The organism is Nocardioides sp. R-C-SC26 (assembly GCF_021246465.1).
Taxonomy (GTDB): domain Bacteria; phylum Actinomycetota; class Actinomycetes; order Propionibacteriales; family Nocardioidaceae; genus Nocardioides.
Genome location: NZ_JAHRHK010000010.1, coordinates 124,192 through 137,374, shown reverse-complemented (window position 1 = coordinate 137,374; position 13,183 = coordinate 124,192). Strand labels below are relative to the sequence as shown.

13 protein-coding genes are annotated in these 13,183 nt (G+C 69.5%); 5 read left to right on the top strand and 8 right to left on the bottom strand.

Features of this window, described 5'->3' with window-relative positions:
* The first annotated feature begins 20 nt into the window (after nt 1-20).
* Together KSO97_RS11075 and KSO97_RS11070 are read left to right on the top strand one after the other, a co-directional pair.
* The gene (locus KSO97_RS11075; RefSeq protein WP_232678810.1) at nt 21-668 is read left to right on the top strand and encodes a TetR/AcrR family transcriptional regulator; all 648 of its coding nucleotides are present in this window, start codon (nt 21-23) and stop codon (nt 666-668) included.
* 66 nt (nt 669-734) lie between these two features.
* The gene (locus tag KSO97_RS11070; RefSeq protein ID WP_232678808.1) at nt 735-1,898 is read left to right on the top strand and encodes an acetyl-CoA C-acetyltransferase; all 1,164 of its coding nucleotides are present in this window, start codon (nt 735-737) and stop codon (nt 1,896-1,898) included.
* A gap of 167 nt (nt 1,899-2,065) precedes the next feature.
* Here the strand turns inward: KSO97_RS11070 and KSO97_RS11065 are convergent, their stop codons facing one another.
* From KSO97_RS11065 to KSO97_RS11040, 6 genes are all read right to left on the bottom strand, one after another.
* Nucleotides 2,066-3,394 (bottom strand): hypothetical protein, encoded by a 1,329-nt coding sequence (locus KSO97_RS11065; RefSeq protein ID WP_232678806.1) that lies wholly within the window; start codon nt 3,392-3,394, stop codon nt 2,066-2,068.
* An 86-nt stretch (nt 3,395-3,480) separates the two neighbouring features.
* Nucleotides 3,481-3,837, bottom strand: coding sequence for a hypothetical protein (locus tag KSO97_RS11060; protein ID WP_232678804.1), 357 nt, complete (start codon nt 3,835-3,837; stop codon nt 3,481-3,483).
* A gap of 75 nt (nt 3,838-3,912) precedes the next feature.
* Nucleotides 3,913-4,995 carry a nitronate monooxygenase family protein gene (locus KSO97_RS11055; RefSeq protein WP_232678802.1) on the bottom strand — a complete coding sequence of 361 codons (1,083 nt, stop codon included), beginning with the start codon at nt 4,993-4,995 and terminating at the stop codon, nt 3,913-3,915.
* Nucleotides 4,992-5,765 carry a CoA-transferase subunit beta gene (locus KSO97_RS18305; protein ID WP_232678801.1) on the bottom strand — a complete coding sequence of 258 codons (774 nt, stop codon included), beginning with the start codon at nt 5,763-5,765 and terminating at the stop codon, nt 4,992-4,994. The genes KSO97_RS11055 and KSO97_RS18305 overlap by 4 nt, the downstream gene beginning before the upstream one ends.
* Nucleotides 5,762-6,658 (bottom strand): CoA transferase subunit A, encoded by an 897-nt coding sequence (locus KSO97_RS11045; RefSeq protein ID WP_232678799.1) that lies wholly within the window; start codon nt 6,656-6,658, stop codon nt 5,762-5,764. Before KSO97_RS11045 ends, KSO97_RS18305 begins: the two co-directional genes overlap by 4 nt.
* A complete protein-coding gene (locus KSO97_RS11040; protein ID WP_232678797.1) occupies nt 6,655-7,443 on the bottom strand; it encodes an enoyl-CoA hydratase family protein in 789 nt (262 codons plus the stop codon). Before KSO97_RS11040 ends, KSO97_RS11045 begins: the two co-directional genes overlap by 4 nt.
* A 191-nt stretch (nt 7,444-7,634) precedes the next feature.
* On the opposite strand from KSO97_RS11040, the gene KSO97_RS11035 reads away from it, so the two are divergent.
* Together KSO97_RS11035 and KSO97_RS11030 are read left to right on the top strand one after the other, a co-directional pair.
* On the top strand, nt 7,635-8,381 hold the full coding sequence (locus KSO97_RS11035; protein ID WP_232678795.1) for an SDR family oxidoreductase: 747 nt from the start codon (nt 7,635-7,637) through the stop codon (nt 8,379-8,381).
* Between the two features lie 67 nt (nt 8,382-8,448).
* Entirely contained in the window at nt 8,449-9,330 is an 882-nt protein-coding gene (locus tag KSO97_RS11030; RefSeq protein ID WP_232678793.1) for an SDR family oxidoreductase, read from the top strand.
* A 102-nt stretch (nt 9,331-9,432) separates the two neighbouring features.
* Here the strand turns inward: KSO97_RS11030 and KSO97_RS11025 are convergent, their stop codons facing one another.
* The gene (locus tag KSO97_RS11025) at nt 9,433-10,371 is read right to left on the bottom strand and encodes a type IV toxin-antitoxin system AbiEi family antitoxin domain-containing protein (RefSeq protein ID WP_232678791.1); all 939 of its coding nucleotides are present in this window, start codon (nt 10,369-10,371) and stop codon (nt 9,433-9,435) included.
* 216 nt (nt 10,372-10,587) lie between these two features.
* Nucleotides 10,588-11,751, bottom strand: coding sequence for a steroid 3-ketoacyl-CoA thiolase (locus tag KSO97_RS11020; RefSeq protein WP_232678790.1), 1,164 nt, complete (start codon nt 11,749-11,751; stop codon nt 10,588-10,590).
* 161 nt (nt 11,752-11,912) lie between these two features.
* Between KSO97_RS11020 and KSO97_RS11015 the strand changes: the two genes are divergently transcribed.
* Nucleotides 11,913-13,151: a cytochrome P450 gene (locus tag KSO97_RS11015; protein WP_308188289.1), complete on the top strand. Its 1,239-nt coding sequence runs from the start codon at nt 11,913-11,915 to the stop codon at nt 13,149-13,151.
* Nucleotides 13,152-13,183: the final 32 nt, after the last annotated feature.

The window sequence follows — 13,183 nt, the reverse complement described above, 5'->3', positions numbered from 1 at the left end:
AGCCACCCGAAGGAATCGTCATGACCGCGGAGCCCTCGGCGAGCATCGGCACCCCGGCAGGTGCCCCGTCCGGCACTGTTGCCGGCGCGGCCGGAGCGTCGCGCCGTCAGGAGCTGCTGGCGATCGCCGCCGGGCTCTTCGCCGAGAAGGGCTTCCGCAACACCACGGTCCGCGACATCGCCGAGGCCGCCGGCATTCTGAGCGGCAGCCTGTATCACCACTTCGACTCCAAGGAGTCGATGGTCGATGAGGTGCTGCGCACCTTCCAGGACGAGCTCTTCGGCAAGTACGACGAGATCCTGCTCAGCGACGACGACGCGCGCACCAAGCTCGAGCGCGCGGTCGAGGTCTCCTTCGAGGCGATCGATCGGCACCCGCACGAGGTGGCGATCTTCCAGGCCGAGGCGGGTTACCTGGGCGGGTTCGAGCGCTTCGGCTACCTCGCCGAGCGCAACCGGCAGTCCCGCGAGGTCTGGATCACCCTGCTCGACGACGGCGTCCGCTCCGGCGCGCTCCGGGCCGACCTCGACATCGAGCTCACCTATCGCTTCATCCGCGACACCGTCTGGGTCGCCGTCGCCTGGTATCGACCGGGCGGCAAACGCAGCCACGACGAGGTCTCTCGTCAGTACCTGCGCATCCTGCTCGACGGGATCGCCCACCCGTGACGTCCCTGCCGATCACCACCACTCCGCACCCCGGCTCCGGCCGGCCCTTCGAGAACGAGGATCACCATGCCTGAGGCCTACATCGTCGACGCCGTCCGCACGCCGGTCGGCAAGCGCGGCGGAGCGCTCGCGAGCACGCACTCCGCCGATCTCGGTGGTCTCGCCCTGAGCGCTCTGATGCGACGCTCGGGGGTCGACCCGGCCGTCGTGGACGACGTCATCATGGGCTGTTGCGACACGATCGGCTCCCAGGCCGGCGACGTCGCGCGCTCGGCATGGCTCGTGGCGGGACTTCCCGACCATGTCCCGGGTGTGACGATCGACCGCCAGTGCGGGTCCTCCCAGCAGGCGGTGCACTTCGCGGCGCAGGGCGTCATGTCGGGCACGCAGGACTTCGTCGTCGCCGGCGGTCTGCAGAACATGAGCGCCATCCCGATCTCCGCGGCGATGCTGGTGGCCCAGCAGTACGGATTCACCACCCCGTTCGCGGAGTCGCCGGGCTGGCAGGCGCGCTACGGCGACGTCGAGGTCAGCCAGTTCAACTCCGCCGAGATGATCGCGGAGAAGTGGGACATCAGCCGCGAGGAGATGGAGGAGTTCGCGCTCGCCTCGCACGACCGCGCCCGGGCTGCCATCGCCGAGGGTCGGTTCAAGGCCGAGATCGAACCGGTCACGCTCGCCGACGGCACCGTGTTCGACACCGACCAGTGCCCGCGCGAGACGTCGCTGGAGAAGATGGCCGGCCTGCAGCCGCTGGCTCCGGGTGGTCGCATCACGGCTGCGGTCGCCTCCCAGATCTGCGACGGCGCGACCGCGATGCTGCTGGCCTCCGAGCGTGCCGTCGCCGAGCACAACCTGACTCCGCGAGCGCGTATCCACCACCTCTCGGTGCGTGGCGACGACCCGATCTGGATGCTCACCGGTCCGATCGAGGCCACCAAGCACGCGCTCGCCAAGGCCGGCATGACCATCGACGACATCGACCTGTTCGAGTGCAACGAGGCGTTCGCCTCCGTCGTCCTGGCGTGGATGAAGGAGACCGGCGCGCCGCACGAGAAGGTGAACGTCAACGGCGGCGGCATCGCACTGGGCCACCCGATCGGCGCGACCGGCACCCGCCTGATGACGACGCTGCTCAACGAGCTCGAGCGCACCGGCGGCCGCTACGGACTGCAGACCATGTGCGAGGGCGGCGGTCAGGCCCACGAGACCCCCATCGAGCGCCTCTGAGGCTGTCCGGCCGGGCGCAGATTCCTCGGTCGGCCGATAGAACCGGACCTTGGCGTGTGACGTTTCCCCCGCCAAGGTCCGGTTCTCTACGCCATCCTCCTCCGCGGTGCCGGCCGGAGCCGTTCACGAGACGCCGGCGAGCCGCGACTGCGAGCCAGGCGACGCCGTCAGGGCGTGAACCACCACGGGCTGGTGTAGGCGATCGCCAGGTTGTTGCACGGATGCCCCTCGGGGCCGGGCGTGGCGTTCGGCTCGGTCGGGTCGGCGATCCGCAACAGCATCCAGTCGCGACCGGGGCGATCGTCACGGGCGTCGACGGGCACGCGCACGTCGAGGACAGGGCCCACGCGGAACGACCTGACGTCGATCACCTCGGGTGCACCCGCGACGGAGCTGTCAGGTCGCAGCACCTGCAGTTCGAGTCGGCGCCCGATCCAGGAGCGGTCGCGCGCCAGGTCCACGCGCAGCCGCACCGGACCACGGCGGTGGGGGAGCACGCTGCCCATCCGCCGGGTGCGGCCGCCCGAGGACGCCGTCGCATCCACCCGCAGTCCCGACGTCCGGGTGGCGAAGAATCGGCGGGCGCTCATCGCCTCCTTGACGCCGCGCCGGGAGTGCTCGCGCACCCACATGCCCGTGCGGCCCTTGCCCTCGGGGAAGCCCCAGTCGGTGCCGTGCTCGTCGGTCACGCCCGCGATGCCGGTACGCCAGCCGGCGCCCAGACAGGCGACCACGGGGGAGGAGCGCCCGTCGGCGTAGCCCTCGAAGAGATAGTCGTCCTCGCGGTTGAACAACTCCAACGACACCAGTTGCGCGCGAACGCGGGGGTCGTAGTGGAACTCCTGGAAGCGACCGGGTTCGCGACCAGGGTGGTTGAAGCCCGCCAGCCCACCTGCGCCGCCGTCGAGCACGAGCCCGGGCTCTCGGCGCAGCCAGGCGAGCAGCGGCTGCATCAGCCCGGCCTGGAGGACGTCCACGTAGTGCTCGGTGAACCACACGTTCACGTGCCCGATCAGCGGCTCGGACCACTCGAATCCACGGATGGCGGTGAAGCGGCCGTCGTGATCAGCAGCGTCGGCGAGCCGGCCGGTACGAGCCCAGTCGCCCTGCGTGAGACCGCCGAGCTGGCGGTACTCGGGCGGCAGAAGACCGGAGAGGACGTCACCCAGCAGGTTGTCCGAAAGCGTGGCGTGATCGGTCAGCGCCGCGACGTCGAGACCGGCGCTGCGCATCGACGCGAACGCCCGGGCCGGGTCTCCGTCGCCGTCGGACATCAGCGTGTGGTTGTGCATGTCGGCGTGCACCAACGTGGTGCCGCGGGTCAGACGAGAGGTGCGCGCGGCACCGACCCGGGGCGCCGTCAGCGACCCGTACGTCGCGTCAGCGGCGATCGCGCCGGCGTGAGGTGCCAGCGCGCCGGCGACGAGCAACCCCGAGCCCGCCGCAGCGAACGAACGGCGGCTGACGCCGTGCGGCTCGGGATGCTTGAGCGGCACGGCCGGAGTCGCGCCATGGGAATGGCCGGAGTGATCACACACAGTGCGCAGGATCCACGATCGTGGTCGCGGGAGTGAACGGCCGCTCAGGACAGGATGACGGCGAGGCCGACGGCCGTCGGCAGGAACCCGACGAGCAGCCACGGAGTCAGCGGGGACCGGCGATGGATCGCGAAGCCCGAGGCCACGGCGCACACGCCGAAAGCGCCGCCGAGCACGCACAGCCCTACCTGGGCGACCCGCTCGTCGTCCGAGACGTAGGCTGCGGCGATCACCAGGCCCACCGACAGGTGCACGATGGTGGTGACGACGAGGGCGGTCAGGACGCGTCGCTGGACCTTCTCCAACCGAGCCAGATCCTCCGGTGTCGCCTGCTTGCGCGGCTGTGTCGGATCGATGAGGTGCTTGGCGCGGCGGGGCGCCGACTCGGTCGGCTGGGTCATGCGATCACGATAGGAGATCGCACGGAGAGGGCAGATGTCGGGCGGCCCCTCTCCGCGCGACCTCTAGCCGGTGACTCACCGCACGTACGAGGAGGCCCGGCGGAGCTCGTCGGCGGCCGAGGTGACGATGCGATCGATCAGCTGCTCACAGGTCGGCAGGTCGTCGATGACGCCCACGACCTGGCCCGAGGCCAGCACGCCCGCGTCCGTGTCGCCCTCGACGAGACCGGCCTTGAGCATCACCGGGGTGTTCGCGGCGAGCGCCATCTGCCCCAGGGTGCGTCCCTGGGTCTTCTTCATCGCCCGGCCGTCCTTGGCGAGCTGCCACCAGCTCATGCCGCTGTCCTTCTTGAACGCGACGGTGCGTCGCATCGTCGGGCCGAGGCGCTTCATCGTGCTCTCGCCCTCGACCGACTCGACCAGGTCCGTGCGCAGCATCCGATGCGGCATGCCGTCGACCTTGGCGGTGACGACGGTGCCGTTGAGGTCCGTACCCAGGTACAGCTCCTTCACGGCCTGCGGCACAGCGCTGTCGGCCGTGAGCAGGAAGCGCGTGCCCATGCCGATGCCTGCTGCTCCGTAGGACAGGGCCGCGGCCAGGCCGCGCCCGTCGAAGTAGCCGCCGGCCGCGACGACCGGGATCTCGCTCCCGGCGCCGGCCAGGGCGTCGAGCACGGTCGGCAGGAGCAGGCTGGTCGGCACAGAGCCGGTGTGACCACCGCCCTCGCCGCCCTGCACCATCACGGCGTCCGCACCCCACGAGGCGACCTTGACGGCGTGCTTGCCGGCGCCGATCGACGGCATCACCACGATTCCGGCGTCCTTGAGCTTGGCGATCAGCGCCTCCTTCGGCGCGAGGGCGAACGAGGCGACCTTGACGCCGTGGTCGATGAGCAGCTGGCACCGGTCACCCGCGTCTCCGGCGTCGGCTCGCATGTTGACCCCGAAGGGCTGGTCGGTGCGGCCCTTGACCTCGACGATCGCCTGCTCCAACTCGGCGAACGTCATCGTGGCGCTCGCCAGGATGCCCAGGCCGCCCGCGTTGGCCGTACCGCTGACCAGGCGAGGCCCCGAGACCCAACCCATGCCGGTCTGGACGACGGGGTGCCGTACGCCGACGAGGTCGGTGAACGGGGTGGCGATGAGCTGCTCGATCACGCGTCCTCCTGGGGAACTTCCTTGAAGCGGATGCCCTTGGGGTCGAGCACCTCGCGGATGATGACGAGCTCCTCGAGAGTGGGCTCGCGGGTGACGCCCGCGCCGGCGACGTCGAGCTCGAACCCCGTGGCCTCCTGGATCTGCTCGACGCTCACGCCGGGGTGCGCGGAGAGCAGCCGCACGGTGTGGTCGGGGCCACCGACGTCGAAGACACCGAGGTTGCTGACGATCCGGTGGATGTCGTTGAAGCGGGTCGCGCCCGGACCGGCCGCGGCCGCGCGCTTGGGACCGACGCCGGAGACGATGTCGACCTGCTCGACGAACACCCGCGGGTTGTGCCGCGGCACCCAGTACGAGGTCCGGTTGTTGACGGTGTTGCCCGGGGCGCCGCGCGAGCCCAACAGCTGCCGCTTCGGCCGGGCGAAGGAGCCGATCGCGGAGATGTTCTGGTTGCCGTCGCGGTCGACCTGGGTCGCGCCCATCATCACGTGGCGCTTGCCGTAGGCCACGACGTCGAAGACGCGACGGAACGGGATCCAGCCCTCGACGACGTCGGCCTTGGCGAAGATCGGCGGGACGCCCCCGAGGAAGAGGGACTCGCCGTCGGAGATCACCAGATCGGGGTTGCTGGTCAGCTTGGCCAGCCGGACGCCGAGCATCGGCATGGTGCCCATCGGGCTGGCGAAGATCTCGCCGTCGTCCTTGAACGCGTCGGCGACGGCTGCCGCGCAGACATCGGCGCGGGTGACCCCGGTTGTCGAGCTGCTCACTGCTGCTCCTCCTGCCATGCCTTCACGGCGTCCTGGTAGGCGGCTTCGTCACCGGTGAGGAAGCGCTGCTCGAAGGCTGCCCAGTCCGCGTCGGTGCCGCCAGCCGCGGTGGCGTAGGCCTTCTGGAACTTCTCGTCGCGTGCGTAGTCGGGGCGACAGTCGGTGAAGTGCGCGCCGTTCGGCGTCTCGACGACACCGGAGACCATCATCCGGCTGAGCAGCAGGCGCTGCACCGGAGTGTCGACGGTGAGGCCGGCGGTGTCGACGATCTCCTCCACGCTCAGGAAGGTGCGCTCGGCCGCCATCGCGAACAGGTCGTCGAAGTAGGGGTCGGGGCCGAGGTACGTGGCGTTGCCGTGCATGTCGGCGCGGTTGAGGTGCACCAGCGCGACGTCGAGGTTGATCGCCGGGACGGCGGTGAGCTCCTCGAAAGAGCCGTCGGGCGCCGGGTAGGGGCTGGTCACCGTTGTGATCTGGGGGTTGTTGACCAATACGTCGGAGCCGAGGCCCGCGCGCATCGGCAGGAAGGGAAGTCGCTCCGCAGCCGCCTTCAGCCCGGTCTGGAACATGCCCTCGTCCAGCTCGACGACCTCCGGGATCGTGCCCTCCTGACGTGCCTTCTGGAAGTTCGGCTCCAGCGGGACCGTGTCGAGGGACACGAACGCGTAGACGAGCTTGCGGATCTTGCCCGCCCGCGCCAGGAGGCCGACGTCGGCGCCGCCCCAGCTGACGATGGTGAGGTCCTTCAGGTCGGAGTTGAGGATCGCCCGGACCAGGGCCATCGGCTTGCGCCTCGGCCCCCAGCCGCCGATGCCGATCGTCATGCCGTCGCTCAACTCGGCGACGACCTCCTCGATGCTCATCCGCTTGTCGCGGGGCTTGCCGTTGCTCACGTGGTGGCCTTGCCTTCCTGGTGGGCGCTCGTCTTGCCGGCCTTCTCGGTGCCCGCGAAGTCGTCGCGAAGCTCGTCGGAGACGCCGGCCAGGTTCAGCTCGAAGGTGAATCCCTGCTCGAAGCGGTAGCTCTTGTTGACGTCGATGGGGTCGATGCCGTTGAGCGCCTCCTTGGCGGCGCGGATGACCCGGGTGTCCTTGCTGGCGATCTCACCGGCGACCTTGAGTGCGGCGTCGAAGAGCTCCTCGCGAGGCACGGTCTCGAGTACCGAGCCGAACTGCACGAGCTCGGTCGCCTTGATCGTGCGCGCGGTGAAGTACAGGGTGCGCATCATGTGCTGCGGCACCAGACGCGCCATGTGGGTCGCTGCGCCGAGAGCGCCCTGGTTGACTTCGGGGACGCCGAAGAAGGCGTCGTCGCTGGCGATCACGCAGTCGGCATTGCCGACGAGCCCGACGCCGCCGCCGACGCAGAAGCCGTTGACGGCTGCGATCACGGGAACCGAGCATTCGTAGACCGCCTTGAAGGCTGCGAAGCAGCCCTTGTTGGCGCCGATGAGAGCGTCGAAGCCGCTGGTGTTCTGCATCTCCTTGATGTCGACGCCGGCGTTGAAGCCCTTGCCCTCGGCGCGCAGGATCACGACCTTCGTGGCCATGTCGGCGCTGGCCTCGTTGAGTGCGGTCGCGACGTCGAACCAACCCTGCACCGTCAGGGCGTTGACCGGCGGGTGCGCCATGGTCACGACGCGGATGCCGTCGTCGCGGAGTTCGGAGGTGATCGTCATGCGCTCTCCAAGGTGTCGGGGCGGGGCTACTCGGCGGGTGCGGTCGAGCTGACGTCGCGGGGTCGCGCCGGATTCGTGGTGGTCGAGCTTGCGGACCGATGGTCGAGCCCGTCGGTCGGTGGTCGAGCTTGTCGATCGGTAGTTGAGCTTGTCGAAACCCAACCAAGCACTTGCTTGGTAGGGTATCAGCCGTGACCCTCGCTCTCGACCTGACCGGCCGCGTCGTCCTCGTCACCGGGGGAGCCAAAGGCATCGGCCGCGGCATCACCGACGCCTTCCTGGCGGCGGGTGCGACCGTGGTGACGTGCGCACGGTCGGCCGAGCCGAGGGTCGACGGTGCCGAGCACCGGGTGTGCGACGTCAACGACGTCGAGGCGGTGCAGGCGATGATCGGCGAGATCGTGGCCGGGCACGGTCGGCTCGACGTCCTGGTGAACAACGCCGGGGGAGCGCCGTCCACCGACGCTGCGACGGCCTCGCCCCGCTTCCACTCCAAGATCGTGGGCCTGAACCTGCTGAGCCCGCTGGCTCTCGCGCAGGCTGCGAACGCCGTCATGCAGACCCAGGAGAGCGGCGGCACGATCATCAACATCTCCTCCGTCGCCGCACACCGGGCCGCGCCGACGGTCGCCGCCTACGGGGCGGCGAAGGCCGGCCTGGACTCGTTGACGACGTCGTTGGCGATGGAGTGGGGTCCGCGGGTGCGGGTCAACTCCGTCGACGTAGGGCTGTGCCGCACCGAGAACACCGACGACCACTACGGCGGCGACGAGCGGGTCGCCGCGATCGAGGCGACCATCCCGCTTGGTCGGATGGCGCAACCGCGCGAGATCGGCAACGTCGCTGTGTTCCTGGCCAGCGACCTCGCCTCCTATGTCTCGGGCGCCCTCGTGGCCTGCCACGGCGGTGGGGAACCGCCGGTGTTCCTGCACATCTGATCCCGGATCGACCCACTCCGTACCTGAACCGATCTGCACTGACGAACTCGAGACTGAGGAGAGACCTGTGGCTGGACTGTTGGATGGACGTGTCGCGATCGTGACGGGCGCCGGACGCGGCATCGGCCGCGCCCACGCGCTGGAGCTCGCGCGGCACGGCGCGAAGGTCGTCGTCAACGACTACGGCGTCTCGCTCGCGGGCGAGGGCACCGGTGAGTCGCCGGCCGACGAGGTCGTCGGTCTCATCCGTGAGGCAGGTGGCGAGGCGGTCGCCAACGGTGCCGACGTCGCTGACTTCGAGCAGGCGGCCGCGATGGTGCAGCAGGCCATCGACACCTTCGGCGGACTCGACATCCTGGTCAACAACGCCGGATTCGTCCGCGACCGGATGCTCGTCAACACCTCCGAGGAGGAGTGGGACGCCGTCATCCGCGTCCATCTCAAGGGCCACTTCGCGCCTCTGCGTCACGCCGGCGCCTACTGGCGCGCCGAGGCCAAGGAGGGTCGCCAGCGGGCTGCCCGGGTGATCAACACCTCCTCCGGCGCGGGCCTCCAGGGCTCGGTCGGTCAGGCCACCTACTCCGCGGCCAAGGCCGGCATCGCCGGGCTGACCCTGGTGGCCGCGCAGGAGATGGGTCGCTACGGCGTGACCGTCAACGCGATTGCCCCGGTGGCCAAGACCCGGATGACCGAGGGTGCCTTCGACACCTCCGCGATGGCGCTGCCCGAGGACAACTCGCCGATCGTCGCCTGGCTCGCGTCCGAGGACGCCGGCGATGTCACCGGTCGCGTCATCGAGATCGACGGCGCCGTGATCACCCTGGAGTCGGGCTGGCGGCACTCCGCCTCCCGCGACAACGGCACCCGGTGGGACGCGACCGCCGTCGGCTCCGCCGTCCGCGACCTGATCGCCGACTCGCCGACCCCGGAGCCTGTGTACGGCGCGTGAGTTGAGGCCGGGTGTCCGGTTTTCTCGGCCGGCCGAGAAAACCGGACTCCGGCGGGCGAAGCTTCGTCCTCCAAGGTCCAGTTTCGTACGCCCAGACCTCGGTCAGGCCGCCGGACGTCGGAGTGCGGCGCGGATGCGCTGGGCCGTCTCGGCGGGGTGGTCGAGGTCGCGCCACGTCAGTCGCAGAACCCGCCAACCGGTCGCCTCGCGGACGGCGTCCTCGCGCCGCTTCTCGCGAAGCACGCAGTCCTCGATCGACTCACCAGCGCGCCGCAGCGCGCGGTACTTGATCTCGCCGTCGAATTCGACGATCAGGCCGTACTCCGGCCAAGCGAAGTCCACACGTGCGATCACGCGTCCGCGCCGGTCGAGGATCTCCAGTTGCGGAACGGGGTCCGGCAGACCCGCATCGGCGATCAGCAGGCGAGTCCTGGTCTCGGCCACCGACTCCGACCGTCCGTCCGCGAGCCCGAGGACGGCGCTCACGTGCAGGCTGTCCGGCCACTGGCGCATCTGCTCGGCCAGACCTAGGAGCGCGTCGAGCGTCGTCAGCCTTTGCTGGAGGAACCAGTCCAGCACCGCGACGGCGGGATCGCGTGGGCTGACCAGGGCGACTTCGAGCGCGGCACGGGTGGGGGTGGTGATCCAACGTCCGTCGCGTCGGGTGACGTCGCCCACCCGGCACACGCCACGGTGGTGGCGCACCAGCGCGACCGTCCGCTCGCCGGCGCCGTCCAGCGACGTGAGGTGCACTTCACGGAGATCCAGGCCCCACGTCGGCGCACCGTGCGCGACCGCGGCGCTGACGTGCGAGAGAGCGACCATGCCGGAGTAGAGCGGCAGAACCGAGCGGCACAATGCCGCATGACGGTCGCTCGCGCTCAGCTCGCTCCATCGCGACGTCAGGCAGTAGACGCCCTGCCGCACCCGGATGATCTCGCCGCGTTTGCGAGACCGGAGCAGGTGGCGATCTGTGCCACCGGCAGCGATCACATCACGTCGCAAGAAGAAGCCGTCCGCATCGGCGAGTCCGGGAATCACTCGTCGATGCTGCTCGGTGCCGATCTCAGACGGCGGGGGCGACGGCGCAGCCTGTGGAGGACACCGGCGCGCGGCAGGTACGACGTCGATGTGGCCGTTCGGCGACGGGGCCTGGACGACGAAACCGGACCTTGGACGAGGAAACTCCCTCGGCCAAGGTCCGGCTTTCTCGGCTGGCCGACAAATCCGGACGTCGGCCGAGACACCCAGCCGAGCTCAGACCCGCTCGAGAACGGTGCCGGTCGCCATGGCGCCACCGGCGCACATGGAGATGAGGGCGGAGGTCTGGTCGCGGCGCTCGAGTTCGTGGAGGGCCGTCGTGATCAGGCGGACGCCGGTGGAGCCGACGGGGTGGCCGATGGCGATCGCGCCGCCGTTGACGTTGACTCGGTCCATGTCGACGGCGTGCTGGCCGGCCCAGGAGAGGACCACGGAGGCGAAGGCCTCGTTGACCTCGAAGAGGTCGAAGTCGGAGATGGAGCGACCGGTGCGCGCGAGGATCTTGTTCGTGGCATCGATCGGGCCGTCCAGGTGGTAGTACGGGTCGGAGCCCACGAGCGTGTGCGAGGCGATCCGGGCGCGTGGGGTCAGGCCGAGGGCGCGGGCCTTGTCCTCGTCCATGATCAGCACCGCGGAGGCGCCGTCGGAGATCTGGGACGACGAGCCGGCGGTGTGGAGGCCGTCGGGCAGCACCGACTTCAGCCCGGCCAGTCCCTCGAGGGTGGTCTCGCGCAGGCCCTGATCGGCCTCGACGACGCGAGTCTCGCCGGTCGGGTTGCCCTCGGCGTCGAGCACGGGCGCGGTGATCGGAGCGATCTCGCGCTTGAAGCGACCCTCGTCGACGGCCACGCGGGCCTTGAGCTGCGAGGAGAGACCGAAGGCGTCGAGGTCCTCGCGGGTGATGCCGCGGTTGCGCGCGATCCGGTCGGCGGCCTCGAACTGATTGGGCATGTCGATCGTCCAGTCGGCCGGACGCGGGTCGCCGAGGCCGGGCGGGACGTTGCCACCGAGGGGGATGCGCGTCATCGCCTCGACGCCGCACGCGATGCCGACGTCGATCGTGCCGGCGGCGATCATGTCGTGCACGAAGTGCGCGGCCTGCTGACCTGAGCCGCACTGCGCGTCGATCGCGGTGCCGGCTGTGTGCTGGGGGAGTCCGGCGTGGAGCCAGGCGCGACGCACCATGTCGTTGGACTGCTCGCCGGCCTGCGTGACACAGCCACCGACGACCTGGTCGACGAGGTCGGCGTCGATGCCGGCGCGCTCGATCACCTGGGTCATCACGTGCCCGAGCAGATGCGCGGGGTGCAGGCCCGCGAGCCAGCCCTTGCGCTTGCCGAGGGGGGTGCGGACGGCGTCGATGATCACTGGGTTGCCCATGGGGCCCAAAGTAGAACGTGTTCTCGTTCTCCACAACCGACAGGTTCCATGCCGGGTGTGAACTGGATCTCAGAATCGCCGACGAAACCCTTTCGTCAAATACCGACGGTATGTAGTCTGGCGCCCAAGTAGAACGTGTTTCACATCAAGAGGGAGCCCCCGTGACCGTCACCGCCGAGCCCATCACCTTCGACCCGACCGACCCGGACGTCATGGTCGAGCGGTTCCCGCATGACGAGATGCTCGCGCTGCGTCGCACGGCCCCGGTGACCTACGTCAAGCAGGCGCCCGAGGCCCTCGGTGGGTTCCCCGACCACACCGGTCTCTGGGTGCTCAGCAAGCACGAGGACGTCGTGGCGGTGAGCAAGAACTCCAACGACTTCTCCACCGCGCAGAACGGCGTGATCATCCGCTTCGCTCCCGACATGACGAAGGAGGAGCGCGAGCAGACCGGCTTCATGATGATCAACCAGGACGGCAAGGACCACACCAAGCTGCGCCAGATCATCTCGCGCGCGTTCACGCCTCGCGCCGTCGTCGGCCTCCACGAGATCCTCAAGACGCGCGCCGAGCAGATCGTCGCCGACGCCATCGCCGCAGGCGAGCACGACTTCGTCGAGCACGTCGCGGCCGAGCTGCCGTTGCAGGCCATCGCGGACCTCATCGGCATCCCGCAGGAGGACCGGAGCAAGGTCTTCGACTGGTCGAACCAGATGATGAGCTACGACGATCCCGACGTCGACGGAGACCAGGCAGTCGCGTTCCTGGAGATCCTCGCCTACTCGATGGCCCTGGCCGACGAGCGTCGCAAGAACCCGCAGGACGACATCATCACCAAGCTCGTCAGCGCCGACGTCGACGGCCGCGGCCTGACCGACGACGAGTTCGGCTTCTTCATGGTGCTGCTCGCCGTTGCCGGCAACGAGACCACCCGCAACGCGATCACGTGGGGCATGCACGCCTTCCTGGAGAACCCCGAGCAGTGGGAGCTCTTCAAGAAGGAGCGTCCCGCGACCGCGGCCGACGAGATCATCCGCTGGGCCACGCCGGTGGCCTCGTTCCAGCGCACCGCCCTGCGCGACGTCGAGATCGGGGGCCAGAAGATCGCCGCCGGCGACCGCGTCGGCCTGTTCTACGCCAGTGCGAACTTCGACGAGGACGTCTTCGAGGACCCGTTCACGTTCAACGTGATGCGTGAGAAGAACCCGCACCAGGCATTCGGGGGCCACGGTGCGCACTACTGCATCGGCGCCAACCTCGCCCGGCTCGAGGTCGAGCTGATGTTCAACGCCATCGCCGACGCCGGGGTGGACATCGAGCTGGTCAGCCAGCCGCGTCGTCTGCGCAGCGGGTGGCTCAACGGCGTCAAGGACATGCACGTCCGCTACAGCCGCGGCTGACCAGCCGCGCCAGACCTGCCGTACGAGTCGAG

Excerpts from the sequence above, each read along its gene's own strand:
- KSO97_RS11075 (WP_232678810.1), top strand. The coding sequence starts at position 21 with ATGACCGCGGAGCCCTCGGCGAGCATCGGCACCCCGGCAGGTGCCCCG.
- KSO97_RS11070 (WP_232678808.1), top strand. The coding sequence starts at position 735 with ATGCCTGAGGCCTACATCGTCGACGCCGTCCGCACGCCGGTCGGCAAG.
- KSO97_RS11060 (WP_232678804.1), bottom strand. The coding sequence starts at position 3,837 with ATGACCCAGCCGACCGAGTCGGCGCCCCGCCGCGCCAAGCACCTCATC.
- KSO97_RS11040 (WP_232678797.1), bottom strand. The coding sequence starts at position 7,443 with ATGACGATCACCTCCGAACTCCGCGACGACGGCATCCGCGTCGTGACC.
- KSO97_RS11020 (WP_232678790.1), bottom strand. The coding sequence starts at position 11,751 with ATGGGCAACCCAGTGATCATCGACGCCGTCCGCACCCCCCTCGGCAAG.